A 25,186-nucleotide genomic window follows, 5' to 3' on the forward strand; every position below is an offset into this window, starting at 1 on the left:
GGGTAGTCACACGCAGCAGGATGGGAGCCGCCCGAAGGCGACCTCAGGAAAGCCACAGAACCGCATGGCCTATCTCGACAACATTGCCGTCTTCGTTCGCGTGGTCGAACTCGGCAATCTGTCGGCGGCCGGGCGCGACATGCGCATTTCGCCGGCGGTCGCTTCCAACCGCATCAAGGAACTGGAGAAGCACCTTGGCGTGCGGCTGTTCAACCGCACCACACGGCAGTTGATGCCGACCGAGCATGGCACGGTTTTCTATGGAGGCGCCAAGCAGGTGCTGGAGGCAATAACCGAAGCGGAAGCGGCTGTCTCGGCGCTTTCCGGCCAGCCGCGCGGCACCATCCGCGTGACCGCGCCGTTGGGCCTCGGCCGCCGGCTGGTTGCTTCAGGGATACCCGATTTCCACGACAAATACCCTGACATCGAGGTGCGGCTGAGGCTCTCGGACCACAATGTCGACATCATGAAGGAAGGCATCGATGTCGCCTTCCGGCTCGGCATCATCGAGGATTCCAGCCTCAGGATGCGCGGCATCATGGAATGCGAGCGCGTGCTGGTGGCGGCGCCCAAATATCTCGAAGCGCGCGGCGAACCGATTGAGCCGCAGGAACTGATCGGCAAGAAGCACGACTGCCTGATGCTGCGTTATTCCGGCGCGCGCGAATATGTGTGGACGCTGCAGACCCCCACGGGCCCGCAGAAGTTCGAGGTACACGGACCCTACGACACCGACGATGGCGACGTGCTGACCGGCTGGGCGCTGTCTGGACGCGGCATCATCAACAAGCCGCGCTTCGAGGTCGAGCCGTTCATCCGTGACCGGCGGCTGAAGGTGATCCTGAGCAGCACGCCACCGACACCGGTGCAGTTCGCCGCCGTCTATCCGCACAAGAAGCTGCAGGATCCAAAAGTGCGGCTGCTGCTCGACTTCATGGCCGAACGCTGCCAGCGGCTGATCAACGATCTTCTTGCTGGCAAGTAGGGCTGGCCGGCAAGTGAGCCGCAGTTGGCCCAGCGCCAGCGGTTGCCATCCCAGGACGTGGCGAACATAGTTCTGGTGGTATTTCGTCTCGCAGGGACCGTCGATGGACAACGGCGCCACAATGCATCTTGCCGTTTCGCTGTTTCCGGGGATCGCCGATCCATCACCGGGGCTGGAATTCAGCCGCTTGGCCAGTTTTGTGCAAAAGGCTGAAGCCGCCGGGCTGGACATGGTGCTGCTTGCCGATTCAGCGCCGGCTTCCGGCGGCGGTGCTGCGAACAGTCCGATGCCCTTCGAAGCGACCACTTTGCTGGCCGCATTGGCGACTGTCACAAGCAGGATCGGCCTGGTTGCCGCTGCCTCGACAATTGCCCACCAACCCTACAATCTGGCACGCCGTTTCGCTTCGCTCGACATCATCAGCCATGGCCGCAGTGGCTGGAACGCAACCATGACGCAAGCGCCACGGGAAGCAGCCAATTTCAGCCGGCCCGAAGGATTTTCGCCTGACGATTTCCGCCGTCGCAGTGAGGAACATATCGGCATCGTGCAAGGTCTGTGGCAGGGCTGGGATGCGGACGCCCTGCTGTTCGACCAAAGCGGCGGCCGCTTCCACGACCCCGAAAAGATGCACCTGCTAGAGCACAAGGGGGAGTTCTTTTCGGTGCGCGGACCGCTCAACGTCGCACGGTCACCGCAGGACAGGCCGGTGCTTGTCTTGTCGGGTCTGAGCGAAGCCGACCTGGATATTGCCGCCCGCGCCGCCGATGTCATCCTGCTGGACGACGGACCGAGGGATAGCGCGAAAGCACGTTATGACGATATCCGGCGCCGTGTCACGGCGTGCGGACGCGATCCGGATGCTGTGAAAGTGCTGACGAACATCGCGCCTACCGCCGATAGTAAGCCGGCTGCCGTCGCCGAGAGGCTGGAAAAGGAATTCCGGGCGAGCGGCTGCGACGGGTTCACCATCCAGATGCCGGCACAGCTTTCAGCGCTCGACGATTTCGTCGGCTTGGTTCTGCCGGAACTGCGGCGGCGTGGCCTGGTTCGAGAAAGCTATCGCGGCACGACGTTGCGCTCGCATTTCGGGCTTGCCGGCGGAGGTGACCAATGACCGCTCGCCAGATGAAGCTCGGCGCCTTTCTGTGGGCGACAGGCCACCACATCGCTGCCTGGCGCCATCCCAAGGTGCACGTCACCGCCGGCATAGACATCGATCATTACATCCAGCTGGCGCGCACGGCGGAGGCGGCGAAGTTCGACATGATCTTCTGCGAGGACGCCGCCGGCCTGCGCGAAGCCAATATCGGCATTGCCAGCCAGACGTCGCGCTCGATCGGCTTCGAGCCGATCAGCCTGCTTTCGGCGCTTGCCGTCCAGACCAGCCGCATCGGCCTCGTCTCGACGGCCTCGACAAGCTACAACGAGCCCTATGGCCTGGCGCGAACCTTCCTGTCGCTCGATCATCTGAGCGGCGGCCGGGCCGGCTGGAACCTGGTCACCTCGGCCAGTCCCATCGAGGCCGCCAATTTCGGCTCGACCGGCCTCAAGCCCCATGCCGATCGCTATGAGCGCGCGCGTGAATTCGCCGAGGTGGTAACCGGCCTGTGGCACGGCAAGGCCTCCGGCCATGACGGCCAGAGCTTTTCGGTTCGCGACCCGCTCGACCTGCCTCGCTCGCCGCAAGGCGCGCCGGTGATGGTTCAAGCCGGCGCCTCGGATGTCGGCCGCGACCTCGCCGCTCGCACCGCCGATGTGGTGTTCACGGCGGCGCAGACCTTCGAGGAGGCGAAGGCCTTCTACGACGATCTCAAGGGGCGTCTGGCGGCCTATGGCCGCGAGCCCGACGACATCAAGATCATGCCGGGCGTCGCACCGGTGGTGGCGGAAACCGAGGCTGAGGCCCAGGAAAAATATGAGGAATTGCAGGAACTGATCCCCGACGACGTCGGCGTTGCGCTGCTGTCCAGCTATATCAGCATCTCCGATCTGTGGCGCCATCCGATCGACGGGCCGCTGCCGGACCTGCCGGAGAGCGAGGGGATGAAGAGCAGGCAGGCGCTGGTCATCGAGCAATCGCGCCGCGACGGCCTTTCCATTCGCCAGCTTGCCCGGCATTTCGCCGGCGCGCGTGGCCATTGGCGCATCGTCGGCACGGCGGCCCAGGTGGCCGATGAGTTGCAAGCGCGGTTCGAAGGCGGTGCCGCCGACGGTTTTAACGTCATGCCCTCCTATTTCCCTGGCGAACTCGATGCCTTTGCCATGCTCGTCGTGCCGGAACTGCAGCGGCGCGGCCTGTTCCGGACGGAGTATGAGGGTCGGACGTTGCGCGACCATCTCGGTTTGAAACGGCCCGTCTAGCCGCGACGCAAGCTTAGCCGGCCATCACCCTGCCATGCGGAATTTGATGGTTGGCACTTAAGCCTGCGTTGTGGCTGACCAGCGCCGTCATGATCTCGGCCGCCGCCAGCGCCGCAATGACTTGCGGGCGCTTGTCCTTGACGGTGTCGCCGCCGATCGGCGAGACGAGGCGGGCAAATTCCGCTTCGCTGCCGTCCGCCGATTTCAGGAACCAGTTCCTGAATGTCGCTTTCTTGGTCTTCGAGCCGATCATGCCGACATAGGCGGTGTCGCTGCGTTTCAGCGCCTCGGCGACGATCAGGAAATCCAGCGCATGGTCGTGGGTCAGGATGGCGAAGGCGGTGCCGGCGGGGGCATTTCGCACCATCGCTTCCGGCATAGCTGTCAGCCGTGCCTCGACGGTTTCGGGCATGCCTTCCAGTGCTTCGGCCCGCGTCTCGATGACGACGCCGTGCACGGGAAGCAGTGCGATCGTCGACGCCAGCGCCTGGCCGACATGGCCGCCGCCGAAGATGTAGACATGCGGCAGGTGCGCCTCCTCGGCTTCCGCAGCCGCAACCAGTTCGGCGGCAAGCGCGGCATCGACGAGCCGGATCAGCACCTCGACGCGCCCGCCGCAGCACTGGCCGATCTCGGGGCCGAGCGGGACGTCCAGGGTAGCGCGGATATCCCTCCCCCTTGAGGGGAGGGTGGCGGCGAAGCCGCCGGGTGGGGTCGCCTCGGCAGTGCTCGACGTCCCTTTAGGTCGCGCGCTGCCTTTACCGACCCCCTCTGTCGGCTTCGCCGACATCTCCCCCTCGAGGGGGGAGAAAAGCATCTGCCGGGCTTTGTCGATCGCCATGTATTCGAGTTGACCGCCGCCGATGGTGCCAAAGATCGCCGCCTGCGAAACGAGCATGAAGGCGCCTTTCTCGCGTGGCGTCGAACCTTTGGTGCCCACCACCTCGACCAAAGCGATGCGACCTTGACCAGCAAGGAAGTCTCTCAGGCTTTGCACTTTCGAATTCATCATTCGCATTCCCGTGCGGGAAATATAGGTTTTTTCGGCCCGGATTGCACGCATTGCCGACCCTGGGGCCGGATTCAGGCGCCGGCCTCTTTCTTCAGCCGCTCGATCGCCATCAACACCCGTTCCGGCGTTGCCGGCGCATCGAGACGCGGGCAGATCTTGTCGTCGGCGACGCTGGCCACCGCATCCGACAGCGCATGCAGCACCGACATGCCGAGCGGGAACGGCGGCTCGCCGACCGCCTTGGAGCGGTGGATGGTCGGCTCGCCGGCTTCCGGCCAGTCGGCCAAGTTGACGTTGAAGATCTTCGGCCGGTCGGAGGCGAGCGGGATCTTGTAGGTCGACGGCGCATGCGTGCGCAGCCGGCCCTTGGCGTCCCACCACAGTTCTTCCGTCGTCAGCCAGCCCATGCCCTGGATGAAGCCGCCCTCGATCTGGCCGATGTCTATAGCCCGGTTCAGCGAGCGGCCGCAGTCATGGAGAATATCGGTACGCTCGACGATGTATTCGCCGGTCAGCGTGTCGACCGAAACTTCCGAACACGAGGCGCCATAAGCGAAATAGTAGAAGGGGCGGCCCTCGCCCTTGTCGCGGTTCCAGTGGATTTTCGGCGTCTTGTAGAAGCCCGCCGCCGACAGCTGGATGCGCGCCATATAGGCCTGCTTGACGAGGTCGGCGAAGGCGATTTCCTGGTTGCCAATGCGCACCCGGTTGGGCAGGAACAGCACCTGATCGCGCGGCACCTGGTATTTTTCGGCGGCGAAATCGATCAGCCGGTCCTTGATCTGGCGCGCGCCATTCTGCGCCGCCATGCCGTTGAGATCGGTGCCGGACGACGCTGCCGTGGCCGAAGTGTTCGGCACCTTGCCGGTCGTGGTCGCGGTGATCTTCACCTGGTCGAGGTCGATCTGGAACTCTTCCGCCACCACTTGCGCCACCTTGACGTAGAGGCCCTGCCCCATTTCGGTGCCGCCATGGTTCAGATGCACCGAACCGTCGGTGTAGACATGCACCAGCGCGCCGGCCTGATTGTAATGCGTGGCGGTGAACGAGATGCCGAACTTGACCGGCGTCAGCGCCAGGCCGCGCTTGATGAAACGGCTGTTGGCATTGAAGGCCGATATCTCACGCCGGCGCCGCGCATAGCTCGCGCTTTGCTCAAGCTCGGCGACGATGCGCTGGATGATGTTGTCCTCGACCGTCTGGTGGTAAGGCGTGATGTTGCGATCTGATGTGCCGTAAAAATTCTTCTTGCGGATTTCGAGCGGATCCTTGCCGACGGCAAAGGCCACCTCGTCGATGACGCGCTCGGCGCCGACCATGCCTTGCGGGCCACCGAAACCACGGAAGGCGGTGTTCGACACGGTGTTGGTGTAGAGCGGCGCCGATTGGGCATGCACCGCCGGCCAGAAATAGGTGTTGTCGCAGTGGAACAGTGCGCGATCGGTCACCGGGCCGGAAAGGTCCGACGAGAAACCGCAACGCGCCGCGAACATGAAATCGACGCCAAGGATGTTGCCGTCGTCATCGAAGCCGACCTCGTAGTCGACGAGGAAATCGTGGCGCTTGCCGGTGGCGATCATGTCGTCGTCGCGGTCGGGCCGGATCTTCACGGCGCGATGATGTTTCTTCGCGGCGATCGCGGCCAATGCGGCAAACTGGTTGCCCTGCGTTTCCTTGCCGCCGAAGCCGCCGCCCATGCGGCGGATTTCCACCGTGATGGCGTTGCTCGGCACGTCCAGCACATGGCTGACCATGTGCTGGACTTCGCTCGGATGCTGGGTCGAGGAATAGATGGTGACGTCCTGATCCTCGCCCGGAATGGCCATGGCGATATGGCCTTCGAGATAGAAATGCTCCTGACCGCCGATGCGCATTTTTCCCTTCAGCTGGCGCGGCGCCTGACGGATGGCGGCGGCGGCATCGCCGCGCTTCAAGGTGAGAGGAGGCGTGACGAGCTTGTCCCTCTTCGGATCGAGCGCGCCAATGTCGGTGACGAAGGGCAATTCCTGGTATTCGACCTTGGCCAACCTGGTGGCGCGGCGTGCCTGCTCGCGCGTCTGCGCAATAACGCAGAAGATCGGCTGGCCGTAGAATTGCACCTTGCCGTCGGCAAGCACCGGCTCGTCGTGGCGCCCGGTCGGTGAAATATCGTTTTCGCCCGGCACGTCACTGGCCGTCAGCACGTCGACAACGCCGGGCGCCGTGCGCACCGCCGAGAGATCCATGCTGGCGATTGTCGCATGCGTGGCGGTGGAAAGCCCTAGGCAGCCATGCAGCGTGCCGGCCGGTTCCGGCATGTCGTCGATGTAGACGGCGGTGCCGCTGACATGCTTGTGCGCGGAATCGTGGCGCTGATCGGTGGCGACGCCGCCAGCGATCTTTTCGGCCTTGAGGTTGGGAGCAGCGTGCTTGTTCATCATGCCGCCTCGTGCCTTGAAACCTGGATCTGGTCCCTGGTGCCGCTGGTCTCGGCGAAGAAGCGCAGCAGCAGGTTCTTCGCCGCAAGGGCGCGATATTCGGCCGAAGCGCGCATGTCGGTCAGCGGGGTGAAATCCCTGTCATATTCGGCCATCGCCACTTCAACAGTCTGTTCGGTCCACGGCTTGCCGAGCAGCGCTTTTTCGACGGAGGACGCCCGCTTCGGCGTCGCCGCCATGCCGCCATAGGCAATGCGCACCTCCGCGACCGTGCCATCGCTGGCCAGCGTCAAGAAGAAGGCGCCGAGGGCCGCGGTAATGTCCTCATCGCGGCGCTTGGTGATTTTGTGGACGGCGAATTTCGTGCCCTTGGTCGGAACCGGAACGTGCACGGCCTCGACGAATTCGCCCGGCTGCCGGTCCTGTTTGCCATAGGCAATGAAGAAGGTTTCCAGCGGGATCGAGCGCCGCTTCTTGCCCTTGCGCAGGGTGAGACTTGCGCCAAGTGCGATCAAGGGCGGCGGCGTGTCGCCGATCGGCGAGCCGTTGGCGATGTTGCCTCCGATGGTGCCCATGTTGCGCACCTGTTCGCCGCCGATGCGATCGAACAACGACCCCAGCGCCGGGATGCGCTTCGCCAATGTCGCGAAGGCGTCAGTGTAGGTGACGCCGGCGCCGATCGAAATGACGCCCTTGTCTTCCGAGATGGTGCAAAGTCCGTCGAGATTGCCGATGAAAATGGCCGGCGAAATATCGCGCATATGCTTGGTCACCCATAGGCCGACATCGGTCGAGCCGGCAACGATGGTGGTGCCGGGTTCCTTGTCCAGCACGGCGGCGAAATCGTCGACATCGGCCGGCACGACCAGCCGCGCCTTGCCGGTTCCGATCTCGACCCGGGCGCCGTCATGCATGGCCTCGAGCCTCGCCGTGATCGCCTTGCGCTCCGCGGCCAACGGATCCTTTGCCGCCTTGCCGTAGCTGGAGATGGCATGCGCGGCGCGCATGATCGCCTCGTAGCCGGTGCAGCGGCAGAGATTGCCTTGCAAGGCCTTTTCGATATCCGCGTTCGACGGGTCAGGCGACTTCATCCACAAGCCATACAGCGACATGACGAAGCCCGGCGTGCAGAAGCCGCATTGCGAGCCGTGGAAATCGACCATCGCCTGCTGCACCGGGTGCAATTGGCCGGGTGAACCACGCAGATGCTCGACGGTCACGACATGGCTGCCGTCGAGCGAGCCGAGGAAGCGGATGCAGGCGTTGACACTTTCATAGACCAGGCCGCCGGCCGAGAGCTTGCCGACCAACACGGTGCAGGCGCCGCAGTCGCCCTCGGCGCAGCCTTCCTTGGTGCCGCGCAGCGAACGGTCCAGCCGCAGCCAGTCGAGCAGGGTCGCGTCTGACGCCACCGACGAAAGCGCCACATCCCTGCCATTGAGGATGAAGCGGATCTCGTTGCGGATGCTAATTTTGGCCATGCCTCAGCTCCCCCTGTAGGTCGAGTAGCCGTAAGGCGAGACCAGCAGTGGCACATGATAATGCACTGGTTCGGCCATGCCGAAGCGGATTGGTATTACATCGAGAAAGGCGGGTTTCGGCAGGCTCAACCCCTGCTGGCGCAAATAGTCGCCGGCGGCGAAGACCAGTTCGTATTCGCCGGTGCGGAACTCCGCGCCGGCGAGCAGCGGCTTGTCGCAACGGCCGTCGGCATTGGTGACAACGGTCTTCAGATGTGTCCGCGCCTTGCCCTCGAGGTGATAAAGCGCGATCGACAGTCCCGCCGCCGGCTTGCCGGTCGCCGTGTCGAGGACATGGGTCGTCAGACGCCCGCCATCGGCATTCGACGTTTCTGCCATTGGCCGCCTCCCATTTCCGGTACGAGCGAATTGGCCCGGTACGATCAAGTATCAACAGTGAATTGTGCGCCAATTAAAGGCGATGCATAAGTCCCGGTCGAGCGGAGTGCGACAAAAACACTTTCAAAAATTTTCGGGGGAATGCGAGAGGCACCCTTTCGATATCCTGATCATACTTCGGGCCATGCCCGGCGGGAGGGACGATGCGTTACAGCAGAGACATGCGCGGCTATGGAGCCAATCCGCCGGACCCGAAATGGCCTGGCGGCGCACATGTCGCCGTGCAATTCGTCGTCAATTACGAGGAAGGCGGCGAAAACTGCGTGCTGCATGGCGACAAGGCCTCTGAAGCCTTTCTGTCGGAAATCGTCGGCGCGGCGCCCTGGGTGGGCCAGCGCCACTGGAACATGGAATCCATCTACGAATACGGCGCCCGCGCCGGCTTCTGGCGTCTGCTGCGGCTGTTCACCGAGTCGCAAGTGCCGATCACCTGCTACGGCGTCGCCACCGCACTCGCCCGTTCGCCCGATCAGGTGACGGCCATGCAGGAAGCCGGCTGGGAAATCGCTTCACACGGGCTGAGATGGATCGACTACCGCGACCACAGCGCCGAGGATGAGCGCCGCGACCTCGAAGCGGCGATCAAGCTGCATTACGAGGTGACCGGAGAGCGCCCGACCGGCTGGTACACCGGCCGCACATCAATCAACACGGTGCGGCTGGCGGCGGAAGAAGGCGGCTTCGACTATGTGTCGGACACCTATGACGATGAACTGCCCTACTGGTTCGAGCACGCAGGCGGCACGCAGCTCATCATCCCCTATACGCTCGACGCCAACGACATGCGTTTCGCCACGCCGCAGGGCTTCAATTCGGGCGACCAGTTCTTTGCCTATTTGAAGGACAGCTTCGACACGCTCTATGCCGAGGGCAAGGCCGGCCGGCCGCGCATGATGAACATCGGCCTGCATTGCCGCCTCGTCGGGCGGCCGGGACGGGTGGCGGCGCTGAAGCGCTTCGTCGACTATGTGAAGTCGCATGACAAGGTCTGGCTGGCGCGGCGCATCGACATCGCCAAGCACTGGCAAGAGGTCAATCCTTATCAACCGGCGGCACTCCGCCCATCGAAGATGGAATTCGAGACCTTCGTTCACACCTTCGGCGGCGTGTTCGAGCATTCACCCTGGATCGCCGAACGCGCTTACGAACTGGAACTGGGTCCGGCGCACGACACCTCAGGCGGCCTGCACAATGCGCTTTCCCGCGTCTTCCGTTCCGCCACCGAAACCGAGCGGCTTTCGGTGCTCAACGCCCATCCCGACCTTGCCGGCAAGCTGGCCAAGGCCAAACGGCTGACGGCGGAATCGACCAGGGAACAGGCCTCGGCCGGCCTCGACGCGCTGACCGACAAGGAGCGCGAGCTGTTTTCCAAGCTGAACGCCGCCTACGTCACCACCTTCGGCTTCCCCTTCATCATCGCGGTGAAGGGCAAGACGAGGCAAGAAATCCTGGCGGAGTTCGAGGCGCGCATCGGCAACAGCCGCGGCGTCGAATTCGAAACCGCCTGCAAACAGGTCGAGCGCATCGCGCTGCTCCGCCTCAAGGACATGCTTCCGCAATAGGTTTGAACCCATGGATACGATCAGGATGCCCGAGCGAACCTATTACGCACCACATGGCGGCCACCCCGGCCAGAGCGAGCTTCTGACCGGCCGCGCCGTCTTCACCGAGGCCTATGCCGTCATTCCCCGGGGTGTGATGCAGGACATCGTGACCAGTGCGTTGCCGTTCTGGGACGAGACCCGCGTCTGGATCTTGTCGCGACCACTGTCCGGTTTTGCCGAGACGTTCTCGCAATACATTGTCGAGGTCGCGCCCGGCGGCGGCAGCGAGCGGCCGGAACCCGATGCCAGCGCCGAAGGCGCGCTGTTCGTGGTCGAAGGCGAACTGACGGTTCTGCTTGCCGGCAAGAAGCATGTCTTGCGGCCCGGCGGCTTTGCCTTCCTGCCGCCGGCCAGCGGCTGGACGGTTCGCAACGAAAGCAAGGCCGACGTGCGCTTCCACTGGATTCGCAAGGCTTACGAGGTGGTCGACGGTCTCGATGTGCCGGAAGCCTTCTTCACCAACGAGCAGGAGATCGTGCCGACGCCTATGCCCGGCACCGAAGGCCGCTGGGCGACGACGCGTTTCGTCGATCCGGCCGATTTGCGCCACGACATGCACATGACCATTGTCACGCTGGAACCCGGCGCGGTCATTCCCTTCGCCGAGACCCATGTCATGGAGCATGGGCTCTATGTGCTGGAGGGCAAGGCGGTCTATCGCCTCAACCAGGACTGGGTCGAGGTCGAGGCCGGCGACTATATGTGGCTGCGGGCCTTCTGCCCGCAGGCCTGCTATGCCGGCGGCCCGGGCAAATTCCGCTATCTGCTCTACAAGGACGTCAACCGGCACGCCAAGCTCGGCGGCGCCGGTGTCCCCGGGCGGACGGCGTGACGCGAATCATTGCGCAGCCACTGACCCGCGAGAGCTTTGCTCCGTTCGGCGACGTCATCGACATGGGCGGCGACAACCACTACCCGATCAATGGCGGCAGGGCCGAGCGCTACCACGATCTGGCTACCGCCGAGGCGACCGGACTGAACGCCCGCGTGCTGATCTCGATGGTGCGCGGCACGCCTTACGAACTGCCGTTGAAGCTGAGCATGGTCGAGCGCCACCCGTTTGGCAGCCAGGCCTTCATTCCGCTGTCGCCGCGCCCCTTTCTGGTCGTCGTCTGCCATGATGGCGAGCAAGGGCCGGGCGAGCCGCATGCCTTCATCACCGCACCCGGACAAGGCATCAATTACCGGCGCAATCTCTGGCATGGCGTGCTGACGCCGCTCGGCGAGCCTCAGGATTTCCTGATCGTCGACCGTGGCGGCGACGGTTCCAACCTCGAAGAGTTCCATTTCTCGCACGCCTACGAGATCCATCTCCCTTAATTTTTTGTGCGTGTCGTTACCCCAAACCCGGGGCACTTTTGGGCGACATGCAGCAGGAGACCCCCTGATGACCGATATTTCGCTGATCGACCGCCTGCTCGACGTCATCGAGCACGACATCGTGCCGAAGACGGCCGACGGCGTTACCCATGGCAACAAGCTGTTCGGCGCGGCGATCCTGCGCAAGGACGACCGTTCGCTGGTGTTGGCCGAAACCAACAACGAGATGGAAAACCCGCTCTGGCATGGCGAGGTACACTGCCTGAAGCGTTTCTACGAAATACCCAGGGCTGAGCGCGTCGACACCAAGGACGCCATCTTCATCGCCACGCACGAACCCTGCTCGCTGTGCCTGTCGGCGATCACCTGGACCGGCTTCGACAATTTCTACTATCTGTTCAGCCACGAGGATTCGCGCGACAGTTTTGCTATCCCGCACGACCTGAAGATCCTGAAAGAGGTCTTCACCCTCGAACCTGGCGGCTACAATGCCGAGAATGCCTACTGGAAGAGCTTTTCCATACGTCGGTTGGTGCGAGCTTTGCCCGAAGCCGAGCGGCAACGGCTGGAAACACGCATCGGCGCGATTTCGGCGCGCTACGATGAGTTGTCCGGCGTCTATCAGGCGAACAAGGACGATAACGACATTCCGCTGAACTGACGCGGATTGACCAGCCGAATTCGTTGGCTGGCCCACGACGCGCTCCGGTGGCCTCCATCATGTGGCTATCCTGGAGTGCGTCCGTATGAAAACCGTCACCGAATTTCCCCGCAAGGTCGTCGAATTCCCGGACATGGGCATCGTCATGCCCGATGGCTGCCGGCTGTCGGCGCGGGTGTGGATGCCGGAGGATGCGGGCGACGATCCGGTGCCGGCGATCCTCGAACACCTGCCCTACCGCAAGCGCGACGGTACCATCTTTCGCGATCAGCTGACGCATCCCTATTTCGCCGGCCACGGCTACGCCTCGATCCGCGTCGACATGCGCGGCAATGGCGATTCCGAAGGACTGATGGACGACGAATATTCCGAGCAGGAATTGCAGGACGCCAGCGACGTCATCGCCTGGGCGGCAAGCCAGCCCTGGTGCAACGGCAATGTCGGCATGATGGGCATTTCCTGGGGCGGCTTCAACTGCCTGCAGGTGGCAGCCAAGCAGCCGCCGGCGCTGAAAGCCGTGATCAGCCTGTGCTCGACCGTCGACCGCTATGCCGACGACATCCACTACAAGGGCGGCTGCCTGCTGATCGAGAATTTCGGCTGGGCCTCGACGATGCTCTCCTACTCGTCGCGGCCGCCGGACCCGCTGCTGGCCGGCGACAACAGATGGCGCGATCTGTGGCTGACCCGGCTGGAGAACCAATCCTTCCTGGCGCCGCTGTGGCTGAAGCACCAGCACCGGGATGCCTACTGGAAGCGCGGCTCGATCTGCGAGGATTTTTCCGCCGTCAAAGCTGCCGTGCTGTCGATCGGCGGCTGGCATGACGGCTACCGCAACACGGTCTCGCATCTGGCCAGCAACATCGAAGCCCCGGTCAAGGGCATTATCGGGCCATGGATTCACAAATACCCGCATTACGCAGGACCAAAACCTGCCATCGGCTTCCTGCAGGAGGCTCTGCGCTGGTGGGACCGCTGGCTGAAGGGTGTCGACACCGGTGTCGAGTCCGACCCGGCCTACCGCGCCTATGTCATGGACAGCGTGCGTCCGGCGCGCTGGCACCCCGAGCGTCCCGGCCGTTGGGTGGCGGAGCAGGAATGGCCCTTGCCAACCATCCAGGCGCAAACGGTCGATCTGATCCCCTCAACGGAAAAACCCTCCATCATCGCCTCGCCGCAAAGCTGCGGCCTGGCCGGCGGCGAGTATTTTCCCTTCACCTTCGGCCCCGAACTGCCCGGCGACCAACGCCCCGACGATGCCCTGTCGGTGTGTTTCGACCAGTCGGAACTCAGCGAGCCGATCGACATCGTCGGAGCGCCGGAGGTCGAGCTGCAGCTATCCTCTGATCGTCCGCAGGCCAACATCGCGGTCCGGCTTTGCGATGTGCATCCCGACGGCGCCTCGGAGTTGATTTCCTATGGCGTGCTCAATCTGACGCATCGCAATTCGCATGAATTCCCGGAGGCGCTGGTGCCGGGTGAAACCGTCTCGGTGCGCGTCGTGCTCGATCAATGTGCTTACCGCGTTCCAACCGGACACCGCCTGCGTGTTGCCGTTTCGAACGCCTATTGGCCTGCCATCTGGCCATCGCCGGAGCCGGTCCAGCTCACCTTGTCGGCGGCGACGCTCAGCTTGCCGCTGCGGCCGTTGGCGACAGGCGACGAGGTAACGTTCGCCGAGCCGGAAGGGGCAACCCCCTGGGCAACGGAGACGATCCGCGCCGCCAATTCCGAGCGCCATGTCGATCGTGATGAAAAGACCGGAATGGTGACGCTTTCCATATCAGATGATTTCGGCGAGGTGCGCGATCTCGCCCATGGCCTCGCCAATGGCAGCATCGCCCGCGAGACCTGGACGATCCATCCCGACGATCCGTTGTCGGCCTCGGGAAAGACGCACTGGACGCAGACCCTGTCGCGAAATGGATGGTCGGTGCGCACCGAGACATTGGCAGAGATGCGATCCGACGCGGAAAACTTCATCGTCAGCGCCAGAATCGAGGCCTATGAGGACGAAACCCTCGTCTTCGAGCGCAATTTCGAAGAGAAGGTGCCGCGCGCACTTCTTTGAGCGCCGATTTCATTGGTCCAATTGCGACGTACGATTTACGCCACGGCATGTCGCATTCGGTCTTGCTTACCGCTTTCCCTTGCGGTCATTATTCTCCTCACAAGAAACAAGAAAAACGACCGCAGAGTCGAACCAACAGAGTGAGGAACTCAAAATGTCGAACGAACTGGAATTTCTTAGCCGGCGTGTCGCGTCGGGCAAACTGAGCCGTCGTGATTTTCTCGGCCGGGCGGCGGCGCTCGGTATCTCCGCGCCCTTCGCCAACTCGCTGCTTTCAAGCGCTGCACGCGCGGCAGGTCCGGTCAAGGGCGGCACACTGAAGGCCGGACTTGTCGGCGGCGAATCCACCAACAGCCTCGACCCGGCGCTGATGATGACACAGGTGCCGTTCGCCTTCGGCAAGATGTGGGGCGAATTGATTGTCGAGCTTTCGCCGGAAGGCAAACTCGAGAACCGCATCGCCGAGGAGATCGGCTCAACACCGGACGCCAAGACCTGGACGCTGAAGATCCGTGACGGCGTCGAATTCCACAACGGCAAAACGGTAACCGCCGAGGACGTGGCCGCCACGCTTGAGCGCCATTCCGACGAGAAATCGAAGTCCGGCGCGCTCGGCTACATGAAGGGCATCGAGACCATCAAGGCCAGCGGCAAGGAAGTCGTGCTGACCCTGAAGGAAGCCAATGCCGATCTGCCCTATTTGCTCAGCGACTATCACCTGATCGTCCAACCGAATGGCGGCAAGGACAAGGCCGACGCAGGCATCTCGGCCGGTCCTTACAAGGTCACGACCAATGAGCCCGGCGTGCGCCATGGCGGCGAGCGTTTCGCCAATTACTGGCAGGGCGACAAGATGGGCCATGCCGACCAGATCGAGATCATCGTCATCAACGATGCCACCGCGCGTACGGCGGCCCTGCAAGGCGGCCAGGTCAACATGATCAACCGCGTCGAGCCGAAGATCGTCGACCTGATCAAGCGCCTGCCGGGCGTGACCATCCGCAACCATGCGGGTCCTGGCCACTATGTCTTCATCGCGCATTGCAACACGGCGCCCTTCGACAACAACGATCTGCGCATGGCCCTGAAGCTGGCCATCGACCGCGAAGAAATGCTGGACAAGATCCTGCGTGGCTACGGTTCGATCGGCAACGACTTCCCGATCAACGCTTCCTACCCGCTGTTCAGCGAGATCGAGCAGCGCAAATATGATCCCGACAAGGCCAAGTTCCACTTCAAGAAGTCGGGCCATGACGGCGCCGTGCTGCTGCGCACCTCGGATGTCGCCTTCCCCGGTGCCGTCGATGCCGCGCAACTCTATCAACAGAGCGCGGCCAAGGCCGGCATCACGCTGGAGATCAAGCGCGAACCGGGCGACGGCTACTGGTCGGAAGTCTGGAACAAGCAGCCCTTCTGCGCCTCCTACTGGGGGGGGCGCTCGACGCAGGACCAGATGTACTCGACCGCCTATCTGTCGACTGCCGACTGGAACGACACGCGTTTCAAGCGTCCGGATTTCGACAAGATGGTGCTGGCGGCCCGCGCCGAACTCGATGAGACCAAGCGCAAGGCGATGTACCACGACATGGCTGTCCTGGTCCGCGACGAAGGCGGCCTGATCCTGCCGATGTTCAACCAGTTCATCGACGCAACCGGCGCCAAGGTCGATGGCTGGGTCGACGATCCGCATCAGGAGCTGATGAACGGTTACGCCCTGGCGAAGTGCTGGCTGCAGGCCTGAGCCGGCTTTGCGGATATGTCTTCACCCATCCTGAAACTAATTGCCCAGCGCATTGCGCTGGGCATCGTCCTCTTGTTGGCCGTTTCGGTCCTGATCTTCGCCGGTACCCAGATCCTGCCCGGCGACGTCGCGCAAGCCATTCTCGGGCAATCGGCGACACCGGAGTCGCTCGCCAATCTGCGCGAGCAGCTCGGCCTCAACGATCCGGCCTATATCAGGTATTTCCGCTGGCTCGGCGGTGTGCTGACCGGCGATCTCGGTACGGCCATGTCGAGCGGGCAGGATATCGCCACGTCGATCAAGGGACGGCTGTGGAACACGCTGTTCCTCGCCTTCTGGGCGGCGGTCGTCGCCGTGCCGCTGGCGATTATTCTCGGCCTGATCGCGGTGCGCTACCGCAATGGTTGGGTCGACAAGCTGATCTCCGGGCTGGCTCTGGCCTCGACCTCCTTTCCCGAGTTCTTCATCGGCTATGTGCTGGTCTATTTCTTCGCCGTGAAATGGCAAATCTTCCCCGGCATCTCGACCGTCTATGAGGGCATGCCGTTCGGCGAGCGCATGCAGGCGATCGCCTTGCCGGCGACGGCGCTGACGCTGGTCGTGCTCGCCCACATGATGCGCATGACACGTGCGGCGATCCTCAATGTCATGCAGTCGGCCTACGTGGAGACGGCGGAACTGAAAGGCCTGTCGGCCTTCAACGTCATCCGCAAGCACGCCTTCCCCAATGCCATCGCGCCGATCATCAACGTCGTCATGCTCAACCTCGCCTATCTGATCGTCGGCGTCGTCGTGGTCGAGGTGATCTTCGTCTATCCGGGCATGGGACAATATCTCGTCGACCACGTCACCAAGCGTGACGTGCCGGTGGTGCAGGCGGTCGGCCTGATCTTCGCCGCCGTCTACATCAGCCTGAACATCATTGCGGACATCGGGGCTATTGTCGCCAATCCGCGTCTCAGACACCCGAAATAGGGGGCGGATATGCTCGATATCAAACGCATCCCCATCCCCGCGCTAATCGGCATTATCCTGACGACGCTGTTCGTGCTGGCGGCGGTCTTCGCACCGTGGATCGCGCCGCACGGCAATGGCGAAATCGTCGGCGATGTCTGGGAACCGATGTCGGCTGCCCATTTGCTGGGCACCGACAATCTCGGCCGCGACCTGCTTTCGCGCATGATCTACGGTGCCCGCATCACTTTGTTCATCGCGGTGCTGGCCACCGCGCTGTCGTTCTCGCTCGGCGCCATCCTCGGCTTCTCGGCGGCCGTCTTCGGCGGCTGGTTCGATACGCTGCTGTCGCGCCTCGTCGATCTCTTGATGTCTATCCCGACGCTGATCATGGGTCTCGTCGTGCTGTCCGTGCTGCCGACCAATCTGGTGACGCTGATCCTGGTGATGGGCATTCTGGACTCGACCCGCGTCTATCGCCTGTCGCGCGCGGTCGCCGTCGACATCAACGTCATGGACTATGTCGAGGCGGCGAAACTGCGTGGTGAGGGCAGCGGCTGGATCATCTTCCGCGAGATCCTGCCCAACGCATTGTCGCCGCTGGTTTCCGAACTCGGCCTGCGCTTCATCTACGCGGTGCTGTTCCTGTCGACGCTGTCGTTCCTCGGCCTTGGCGTGCAGCCACCGGACGCCGACTGGGGCGGCATGGTCAAGGAAAACAAGGACGGCATCGTCTTCGGCATCGCGGCCGCACTCATCCCGGCGGCGGCGATCGCTTTGCTGGCGATTTCCGTCAACCTGGTTGCCGACTGGGTGCTCAACCGGACGACAAGCCTCAAGGGAGGACGCGGGTGATGGCCGACACCAAAGCGAAACCTGGCTTGTTGCTCGACATCCGCAATCTGCGCATCGAGGCCACCGTCTTCCCGCCCGGAGAGCCGCCGAAGAACATCGTGCTGGTGCACGATGTCTCGCTGACGCTTGAGAAGGGCAAGGTGCTCGGCCTGATCGGCGAATCCGGAGCCGGCAAGTCGACCATCGGTCTGTCGTCGATGGGCTATGGCCGCGGTGGCGTGCGCATCACCGGCGGCGAGGTCATCCTGAACGGCCGCGACATCCTCAAGGGCGGCAAGGATGGCTTCCGCAAATTACGCGGCCGCGAAGTCTGCTATGTCGCGCAGTCGGCGGCAGCGGCCTTCAATCCGGCGCACAGACTGATGGACCAGGTGGTGGAAGCCACGCTGCTGCACGGCACCGCGACACGAGCCGAGGCCGAGAAGCGCGCGGTTGCGCTGTTCAAGAAGCTCAGCCTGCCTAACCCCGAAACCATCGGCGAGCGCTTTCCGCACCAGGTTTCGGGCGGCCAGCTGCAGCGTGTGATGACGGCGATGGCGCTGTGCTCCGAGCCGGACCTGATCGTCTTCGACGAGCCGACCACGGCGCTCGACGTGACGACGCAGATCGACGTGCTGGCGGCGATCAAGGACGCCATCCGCGATACGCATGTGGCGGCGCTCTACATCACCCACGACCTCGCCGTCGTCGCCCAGGTCTCCGACGAGATCATGGTGCTGCGCCATGGCCGGCTGGTCGAATGGGGCGGCACACGGCAGATCATCAAGGAGCCGCGCCAGGAATACACCAATGCGCTGGTCTCGGTACACGAGATCGAACATGCCGAGCAGAAGCCCGGCACGGCGCCGTTTCTGTCGGTGAAGAACATCACCGCTGCCTATGGCGGCAGCCATATCAAGGTGCTGAAGAACGTCTCGGTCGACATCTATCCGGGCCAGACGCTGGCCGTGGTCGGCGAGTCTGGCTCCGGCAAGTCGACGCTGGCGCGCGCCATCACCGGCCTGCTGCCGCCCGAACAGGGTACCGTCACCTTCGACGGGCGCCCGCTGGCAAACCGGCTGGCCGATCGGCCGAAGGAGGATCTGCGCCAGCTGCAGATGATCTACCAGATGGCCGACGTGGCGATGAACCCGCGCCAGACCGTCGGCACCATCATCGGCCGCCCGCTGGAGTTCTATTTCGGCATGCGCGGCCGCGAGCGCGACAAGCGCGTTGCGGAGCTGCTCGACAAGATCGAGATGGGCAAAGGCTTTTCCGACCGCTATCCGGCCGAGCTTTCCGGCGGCCAGAAGCAGCGCGTCTGCATTGCCCGTTCGCTTGCCGCCAAGCCGAAGCTGATCATCTGCGACGAGGTGACCTCGGCGCTCGATCCGCTGGTCGCCAACGGCATCCTCAAGCTGCTGCTCGACCTGCAGAAGGAGGAGAACGTCGCCTATCTCTTCATCACGCACGACCTGGCGACGGTGAAGTCGATCGCCGATTCGATCGCGGTGATGTATCGCGGGGAGGTGGTGCGCTACGGCCCCAAGAGCAAGGTGCTGGCGCCGCCCTTCGACGCCTATACCGATCTTCTGCTTTCCTCGGTCCCCGAGATGGAGATCGGCTGGCTGGAAAAGGCGATCAAGGGACGGCGCATGGCCAGCGCGGGGAACTAGAGCAATTCCAGGAAAAGTGGGAACCGATTTTCCCGGGAAAAGCGCACAGCGCTTTCCCTTGGGAATTGCGTCAGGGCAAGCCAGGCGGTCCGCCAAGGTCAGGGGAACCGGCGGCCGTCATCCGGATGCAACACTAGAGCGCCACACGTCCTGCGGACGGGCGGCGCCCGCACGTTTTTCTCTTAAAAGGGGTAGGACATGAAAACTGAACTCGACCATCTCGCTGAACTCGCCAGTCAAGGGCGCATTTCGCGCCGCGCGTTTCTCGGCCGCGCCGCCGCGCTCGGCGTGTCGGCAGCCCTGATACCGGCGTTGGCTGGCAAGGCTTTTGCCCAAACGCCGGTGAAGGGCGGCACCATCAAGGCTGGCCTGCAGGGCGGTGAATCGACCAACAGCCTCGATCCGGCGCTGAACCTCAGCCAGGTCACCTTCAGCTTCGGCAAGCTTTGGGGCGAGTATCTCGTGCGCCTCACCCCCGACAACAAGCTGGTCAACCTGATCGCCGAAGAGATCGGCGCTTCGGCGGACGCCAAGACGTGGACGATCAAGATCCGTGACGGCATCGAGTTCCACAATGGCAAGACGGTCGGCGCCGAAGACGTTGCCGCCACCATCGAGCGCCATGCAGACGAGAAATCGAAGTCGGGCGCGCTCGGTATCCTCAAGAACATCAAGGGCGTCAAGGCGAGCGGCAAGGAAGTCATCGTCACGCTCGGCGACGCCGATGCCGACTTCCCCTATCTGATGGCCGACTACCATCTCACCATCCAGCCGAATGGCGGCAAGGACGATCCGAATGCCGGTATCAGCGCCGGACCCTACAAGGTTAGCGTCAACCAGCCAGGCGTGCGCCATGGCGGCGAGCGTTTCGCCAATTACTGGCTGGGCGACAAGGCCGGCCATGCCGACCAGGTCGAGATCATCGTCATCAATGATGCGACCGCACGGCTTGCAGCCCTGCAGGGCGGCCAGGTGCACATGATCAACCGCGTCGAACCCAAGGTCGTCGATCTCGTCAAGCGCATCGCGGGCGTTTCCATCGAGAACGTCTCGGGCAAGGGCTACTATCCGTTCAACATGTTCTGCGACACCGCACCTTTCGACAGCAACGATCTGCGCATGGCGCTGAAGCTGGCCATGGACCGCGACGAGATGCTGGAAAAGATCCTGCGCGGCTATGGCTCGGTGGGTAACGACTTCCCGATCAACGAGGCCTATCCGCTGTTTTCCGCCGACATCGAACAGCGCAAGTTCGATCCGGACAAGGCGGCGGCAGCCTACAAGAAATCAGGCCACAGCGGCTCGATCGTGCTGCGCACCTCGGACGTCGCCTTCCCGGGCGCCGTCGATGCCGCACAGCTCTATCAGCAGTCCTGCGCCAAAGCCGGCATCAAGATCGAGATCAAGCGCGAGCCCGGCGACGGCTACTGGTCGGAGGTCTGGAACAAGCAGCCTTTCTCGCTCTCCTACTGGGGCGGACGCGCCACGCAGGACCAGATGTATTCCACCGGCTATGTCTCGACAGCCGACTGGAACGACACGCGCTTCAAGCGGCCGGAATTCGACAAGATGCTGTTTACCGCGCGCGGCGAGCTCGACCAGGCCAAGCGCCAGGCGATCTACCACGATATGGCAGTGATGATGCGTGACGAAGGCGGGCTGATCGTGCCCTTCTTCAACCAGTTCATCGACGCGGCCGCCACCAACAAGATCGGCGGCTATGCCAAGAGCCCTATCGGCGAAATGATGGACGGCTACGCGCTTGCCGAGTGCTGGCTCAACGCTTGAGCGGACTCTGATCGTCCGATTTCATCTATCAAGAACGCCGTGTGCCCGGGACGGCACACGGCGTTCCCGTTTCAAACCGCCAACCACATGGAGCAGCCCATGGCGCTCAAATCCAAGCTTCTGCTGATCATCCTCGATGGCGTGCCTTACCGGAACTGGCGCCGGCTGATGGGCAATCTCGAAGGTTGGGTGCAATCGGGCGAGGCGCGCGTCTGGAAGATGCGCTCGGTGCTGCCGTCGACCTCGGCCTGCTGCTATGCGTCGATCCACACCGGGGTCTCTCCGCAGGTGCACGGGATTCTCTCCAACGAGAACCGGTTCCGCGTCGAGCAGCCCGATATCTTCTCCGAGGTCAGCAAGGCAGGCGGCAAGACGGGGGCGGTGACCCATTCCTACTGGTCGGAATTCTTCCGCGCCTATCCGTTCGACCTGGTCGAGGACATGGAATTCGACGAGCCAAGCGGGCCGATCACGCATGGCCGCTTCCACACCATGACCGGTTACAATCTCCGCAACCAGATGACGCCGAGCGATGTCGACCTGTTCGCGACGCTGACCATGCTGACGAAACGCCATGGCATCGACTACGGCATCCTGCACACCTGCACGCTTGACTCGATGGGACACCGCTTCGGCCACGACTGCCACGAGATGGACCATGCCGTCTATGCGATGGACGGCATGCTGGCCGCCTTCCTGCCGCGCTGGATCGAAGCCGGCTATGAGGTGATCGTCACCGCCGATCACGGCCAGACCGATCGTGGCCATCATGGCGGCCATGACGACGAGATGCAGGATTTCGCGCTGTATTATTTCGGTGCCGGCAAAGGACCGCAGGCCGACACGCTGCTCGACCAGCTGCAGCTGGCGCCGACGGTGCTGAGCCGACTGGGTGTGCCGGTGCCGGCGACGATGAAGGCGAAGGCTTTCTTGAGCTGAGCGCGGCCCTCCCTTCTCCCCTTGCGGGAGAAGGGAAAAAGGCCCGGCTCTGGCAACCTCCCCTTTCTTCGGTTAGCCTCCGCAAAATTCCTTGGCGGAGGATGAACCTTTTTGGGCCGATCAGCGACAGAGCAGACAGGAGCCAGGCGGCTCGACCGGCCATGACGGCAGCGACCGAGACCGATCGCGCGCTTGTCGACCGGGTCGCGAAGGGCGACCGTGCCGCCGTGCGGCTCCTGTTCATGCGTCACCACGCGCGGGTCTACCGCTTCGTGGCGCGCCAGACGGGATCGGAAATGATGGCCGACGATATCGCCAACGAAGTCTTCCTCGAGCTGTGGCGCCAGGCCCCCGCCTTCGAAGGGCGTTCCGAAGTCTCGACATGGCTGCTCGGCATTGCCCGTTTCAAGGCGCTGTCCGTGCTGCGCAAGAAGAAGGAAGACTGGATCGACGACGAGGCCGCCGCCGCGGTGCCCGACGGCGCCGACACGCCGGAAGTCGTCACCATGAAGGAAGACAAGGCGGCCGCCCTGCGGCGCTTCGTTAACGCCTTGCCCGAAGAGCACCGCGTGGTGATCGATCTTGCCTATTATCACGGACAGTCGGTGAACGAGATCGGCGAGGTGCTCGACATTCCGGTCGCAACCGTCAAGACCCGGATGTTTTACGCCCGCAAGAAACTCGGCGAAGCCCTCAAGGCCGCCGGTTACGACAGGGGGTGGCCATGAGTGCCGCTGAAAAAATGTCGCGCCGCGACGAAATGGAAACGCTGCTGCCGTTCTACCTGAACGGCTCGCTGGAAGGTTCCGACCTGGAAGCGGTCGAGGAATGGCTGGCCAGCGATCCCTCGGCACTTGCCGCCCTTGGTGAGGCTGAAGCCGAATTCTCCGGCGCCACGGCCGCCAACGAAGCAATCCGGCCGCCGGCCGATGCGCTCAGCCGCTTTGCCAAGGCACTCGACGCCGAGGCCGGGCTTGCGCGCAAACCGGCAGGATCGTCCTGGCTGGCGCAGGCCTGGGGCCGCTTCATGGCGGTGCCGGTCGGTGTCGCCTGGGCGGCAGCCGCGGTTCTGCTGGCCCTGGTCATGGTGCAGTCGTTTGTCGAACCCGGCGGCAAGGGCAATGATTTCGAGATTGCCGGCGCGGAAAACGATCTGGCGAAAATGCCGTTCGCTCTGGTCAAGTTCAAGCCGGATGCCAAGATGTCTGACATATCCGCCTTCCTCGGCGGCAACGGGCTGAAGATCATCGGTGGACCGACCGCCGACGGCGTCTTCCGGCTCGGCATCCCGGCTGCCAACGCAGCCGACTACAACAAGCAAATCGGCCTTGTTGCCGCCCAGGCTTTCACGGAAACTGTGATCGAGGGAAGGAAACCCGTTGATGGCGGCTGAGGCGGTCATTCGATTTGCGGCAATGCTTGCGGCGGCGATGACAATCGCCGCCGTGCCCGCGTCGGCGCAGACCAACGATCCCAATCCCGACCCGGCGAAAATCGACTGCCGCGACGGGACCAACGCGGCGGGCGCCGACTGCGCCAAGGATGGCAGCGACACAAAGGGCGGATCGGATGCGGCGCAGTCCGGCGCTGTGTTCCTGCCGGCGCTGATCGTCGACCTGTTTCCCAACCCGGCGGCGCCTCCAACACCGGTGCCGACGCCCCGGCCGGCGCCAGCGGCGCTGCCTGCCGATACTCAAGCCGGCCCCCCGCCTGGCGGCCCGATCGTCTCGCCGACCGATCTCATTGCCGTTCAGCCGGCGCGCGCGGTGGTTGGCGATTTCGTGCCCGACGAGGTGCTGGTGACCGTCGACGGCGATGCCGGCGCTGTCCAGCAGATCGCCGCCTCCTTCGGCCTGCAGGTGCGCTCGCAGCGCCAGTCGCTTCTGCTTGGCACCACGCTGGTGCGCTTCGGCATTCCCGACGGCCGGCCCGTCGGCGTCGTGCTGGCGCAACTGGCCGCCGACGGCCGCACCCAGCGGCGCGAGCCCAACCATGTCTATTCGCTGCAGCAGGCCGCCGGCATCGTCAACTATGCGTTCGATCGTATCGCGCTCGATGCCAAGCAGGCGAGCGGCGAAAACGTCCGCATCGCGGTGATCGACACCGGCATCGACGACACCAACCCGGCGCTGTCGGGCGTCATTGCCGGGCAGTTCGACGCCATGCCCGACGTGCCGACAGAAAAGCGCGATCACGGCACGTCGATCGACGGGCTGATCGCCGGCGTCGGCGCGCTGGAAGGCATGGCGCCGGGCGCAAAAATCTATCACGCCCGCGCCTTCGAGGGCGGCAAGTCGACCATGGATGTCATCCTGTCGGCGCTCGACTGGGCGGCGGAACAGGACGTGCGCATCATCAATATGAGTTTCGTCGGGCCGAAGAACGATTTGCTCGGCGTCGCCTGCCGCAATGCCCGCGCGCTCGGCATGGTGCTGGTCGCTGCCGCCGGCAACAACGGGCCGAAAGCGCCTTATGGCTATCCGGCCGCCTTCGACGGCGTCATCGCGGTCACCGCCACCGATGCCAAGGACGGGCTGATGCCGCAGGCCAATCGCGGCGCCTATGTCTTCATCTCGGCGCCCGGCGTCGAGATGGTGGCGCCGAGCGGCGCCGGCTCGGACGTGGTCACCGGCACCTCATTCGCGGCGGCGATCGTGAGCGGCGCCATCGCCAATCTCATCCACGCCGCGCCTGATCGCTCGGCCGACGACATCGAGAAGGCGCTCGCTGCAACGGCCAGAGATCTCGGCCCCAAGGGACGCGACGATGATTTCGGCTATGGGCTGCTGGACATAAAGGCGGCGGCGGCAAAGGAATAGATCTAACGCTTAAAAGCTTCTGCTTTCATGCATGTCGAAACTCAATCAGATGGTTGCCCAATGGCCGAGATGGGTGGGAAGC

At 63.5% G+C, this 25,186-nt stretch carries 21 protein-coding genes; 17 read left to right on the forward strand and 4 right to left on the reverse strand.

All coding sequences use genetic code 11. From position 1 onward, the window contains the following. Positions 1-64 precede the first annotated feature (64 nt). The 3 genes from MESCI2_RS0131015 (at position 65) to MESCI2_RS0131025 (ending at position 3,349) form a co-directional block, all read left to right on the forward strand. Positions 65-985, forward strand: a complete 921-nt coding sequence (locus tag MESCI2_RS0131015; RefSeq protein ID WP_027039874.1) for a LysR family transcriptional regulator — start codon at positions 65-67, stop codon at positions 983-985. Between the two features lie 103 nt (positions 986-1,088). Then, complete coding sequence (locus MESCI2_RS0131020) at positions 1,089-2,102, forward strand: LLM class flavin-dependent oxidoreductase (RefSeq protein WP_027039875.1); 1,014 nt, start codon at positions 1,089-1,091, stop codon at positions 2,100-2,102. Next, positions 2,099-3,349 carry an LLM class flavin-dependent oxidoreductase gene (locus MESCI2_RS0131025; protein ID WP_027039876.1) on the forward strand — a complete coding sequence of 417 codons (1,251 nt, stop codon included), beginning with the start codon at positions 2,099-2,101 and terminating at the stop codon, positions 3,347-3,349. Before MESCI2_RS0131020 ends, MESCI2_RS0131025 begins: the two co-directional genes overlap by 4 nt. Before the next feature lie 13 nt (positions 3,350-3,362). Here MESCI2_RS0131025 and xdhC read toward each other — a convergent pair whose 3' ends face one another. The 4 genes from xdhC to uraH all read right to left on the reverse strand — a co-directional run bounded on the left by xdhC (position 3,363) and on the right by uraH (position 8,637). Then, positions 3,363-4,358, reverse strand: a complete 996-nt coding sequence (gene xdhC / locus MESCI2_RS0131030) for a xanthine dehydrogenase accessory protein XdhC (RefSeq protein ID WP_027039877.1) — start codon at positions 4,356-4,358, stop codon at positions 3,363-3,365. A 74-nt stretch (positions 4,359-4,432) separates the two neighbouring features. Continuing rightward, positions 4,433-6,778 (reverse strand): xanthine dehydrogenase molybdopterin binding subunit, encoded by a 2,346-nt coding sequence (gene xdhB, locus MESCI2_RS0131035; RefSeq protein ID WP_027039878.1) that lies wholly within the window; start codon positions 6,776-6,778, stop codon positions 4,433-4,435. Continuing rightward, entirely contained in the window at positions 6,778-8,259 is a 1,482-nt protein-coding gene (gene xdhA / locus MESCI2_RS0131040; RefSeq protein ID WP_027039879.1) for a xanthine dehydrogenase small subunit, read from the reverse strand. Before xdhA ends, xdhB begins: the two co-directional genes overlap by 1 nt. Positions 8,260-8,262: 3 nt before the next feature. Further along, positions 8,263-8,637, reverse strand: coding sequence for a hydroxyisourate hydrolase (gene uraH, locus MESCI2_RS0131045; protein ID WP_027039880.1), 375 nt, complete (start codon positions 8,635-8,637; stop codon positions 8,263-8,265). Between the two features lie 203 nt (positions 8,638-8,840). Between uraH and puuE the strand changes: the two genes are divergently transcribed. The 14 genes from puuE to MESCI2_RS0131115 all read left to right on the forward strand — a co-directional run bounded on the left by puuE (position 8,841) and on the right by MESCI2_RS0131115 (position 25,104). Next, positions 8,841-10,259 (forward strand): allantoinase PuuE, encoded by a 1,419-nt coding sequence (puuE, locus tag MESCI2_RS0131050; RefSeq protein ID WP_027039881.1) that lies wholly within the window; start codon positions 8,841-8,843, stop codon positions 10,257-10,259. A 10-nt stretch (positions 10,260-10,269) separates the two neighbouring features. Further along, a complete protein-coding gene (locus MESCI2_RS0131055) occupies positions 10,270-11,133 on the forward strand; it encodes a bifunctional allantoicase/(S)-ureidoglycine aminohydrolase (RefSeq protein WP_027039882.1) in 864 nt (287 codons plus the stop codon). Continuing rightward, entirely contained in the window at positions 11,130-11,621 is a 492-nt protein-coding gene (locus MESCI2_RS0131060; protein WP_027039883.1) for an ureidoglycolate lyase, read from the forward strand. The genes MESCI2_RS0131055 and MESCI2_RS0131060 overlap by 4 nt, the downstream gene beginning before the upstream one ends. 67 nt (positions 11,622-11,688) lie before the next feature. Continuing rightward, the gene (locus MESCI2_RS0131065) at positions 11,689-12,282 is read left to right on the forward strand and encodes a nucleoside deaminase (RefSeq protein ID WP_027039884.1); all 594 of its coding nucleotides are present in this window, start codon (positions 11,689-11,691) and stop codon (positions 12,280-12,282) included. An 85-nt stretch (positions 12,283-12,367) separates the two neighbouring features. Beyond that, positions 12,368-14,353, forward strand: a complete 1,986-nt coding sequence (locus tag MESCI2_RS0131070; RefSeq protein WP_027039885.1) for a CocE/NonD family hydrolase — start codon at positions 12,368-12,370, stop codon at positions 14,351-14,353. A gap of 154 nt (positions 14,354-14,507) precedes the next feature. Further along, positions 14,508-16,094 carry an ABC transporter substrate-binding protein gene (locus MESCI2_RS0131075; protein WP_027039886.1) on the forward strand — a complete coding sequence of 529 codons (1,587 nt, stop codon included), beginning with the start codon at positions 14,508-14,510 and terminating at the stop codon, positions 16,092-16,094. A 15-nt stretch (positions 16,095-16,109) separates the two neighbouring features. Then, entirely contained in the window at positions 16,110-17,069 is a 960-nt protein-coding gene (locus MESCI2_RS0131080; RefSeq protein WP_027039887.1) for an ABC transporter permease, read from the forward strand. Between the two features lie 9 nt (positions 17,070-17,078). Then, positions 17,079-17,903, forward strand: a complete 825-nt coding sequence (locus MESCI2_RS0131085; protein WP_027039888.1) for an ABC transporter permease — start codon at positions 17,079-17,081, stop codon at positions 17,901-17,903. Next, entirely contained in the window at positions 17,903-19,558 is a 1,656-nt protein-coding gene (locus tag MESCI2_RS0131090; RefSeq protein WP_027039889.1) for an ABC transporter ATP-binding protein, read from the forward strand. The genes MESCI2_RS0131085 and MESCI2_RS0131090 overlap by 1 nt, the downstream gene beginning before the upstream one ends. A gap of 198 nt (positions 19,559-19,756) precedes the next feature. Further along, the gene (locus tag MESCI2_RS0131095; RefSeq protein ID WP_027039890.1) at positions 19,757-21,346 is read left to right on the forward strand and encodes an ABC transporter substrate-binding protein; all 1,590 of its coding nucleotides are present in this window, start codon (positions 19,757-19,759) and stop codon (positions 21,344-21,346) included. A 99-nt stretch (positions 21,347-21,445) separates the two neighbouring features. Beyond that, on the forward strand, positions 21,446-22,285 hold the full coding sequence (locus MESCI2_RS0131100) for an alkaline phosphatase family protein (protein WP_027039891.1): 840 nt from the start codon (positions 21,446-21,448) through the stop codon (positions 22,283-22,285). A 161-nt stretch (positions 22,286-22,446) separates the two neighbouring features. Beyond that, positions 22,447-23,013 carry a sigma-70 family RNA polymerase sigma factor gene (locus MESCI2_RS0131105; protein ID WP_027039892.1) on the forward strand — a complete coding sequence of 189 codons (567 nt, stop codon included), beginning with the start codon at positions 22,447-22,449 and terminating at the stop codon, positions 23,011-23,013. Beyond that, on the forward strand, positions 23,010-23,678 hold the full coding sequence (locus tag MESCI2_RS0131110) for a hypothetical protein (RefSeq protein WP_027039893.1): 669 nt from the start codon (positions 23,010-23,012) through the stop codon (positions 23,676-23,678). The genes MESCI2_RS0131105 and MESCI2_RS0131110 overlap by 4 nt, the downstream gene beginning before the upstream one ends. Beyond that, the gene (locus MESCI2_RS0131115; protein WP_027039894.1) at positions 23,668-25,104 is read left to right on the forward strand and encodes a S8 family serine peptidase; all 1,437 of its coding nucleotides are present in this window, start codon (positions 23,668-23,670) and stop codon (positions 25,102-25,104) included. The genes MESCI2_RS0131110 and MESCI2_RS0131115 overlap by 11 nt, the downstream gene beginning before the upstream one ends. Positions 25,105-25,186 lie beyond the last annotated feature (82 nt).

It is taken from the genome of Mesorhizobium ciceri WSM4083 (assembly GCF_000519305.1).
In the GTDB taxonomy this organism is placed as follows: Bacteria; Pseudomonadota; Alphaproteobacteria; order Rhizobiales; family Rhizobiaceae; genus Mesorhizobium; species Mesorhizobium ciceri_B.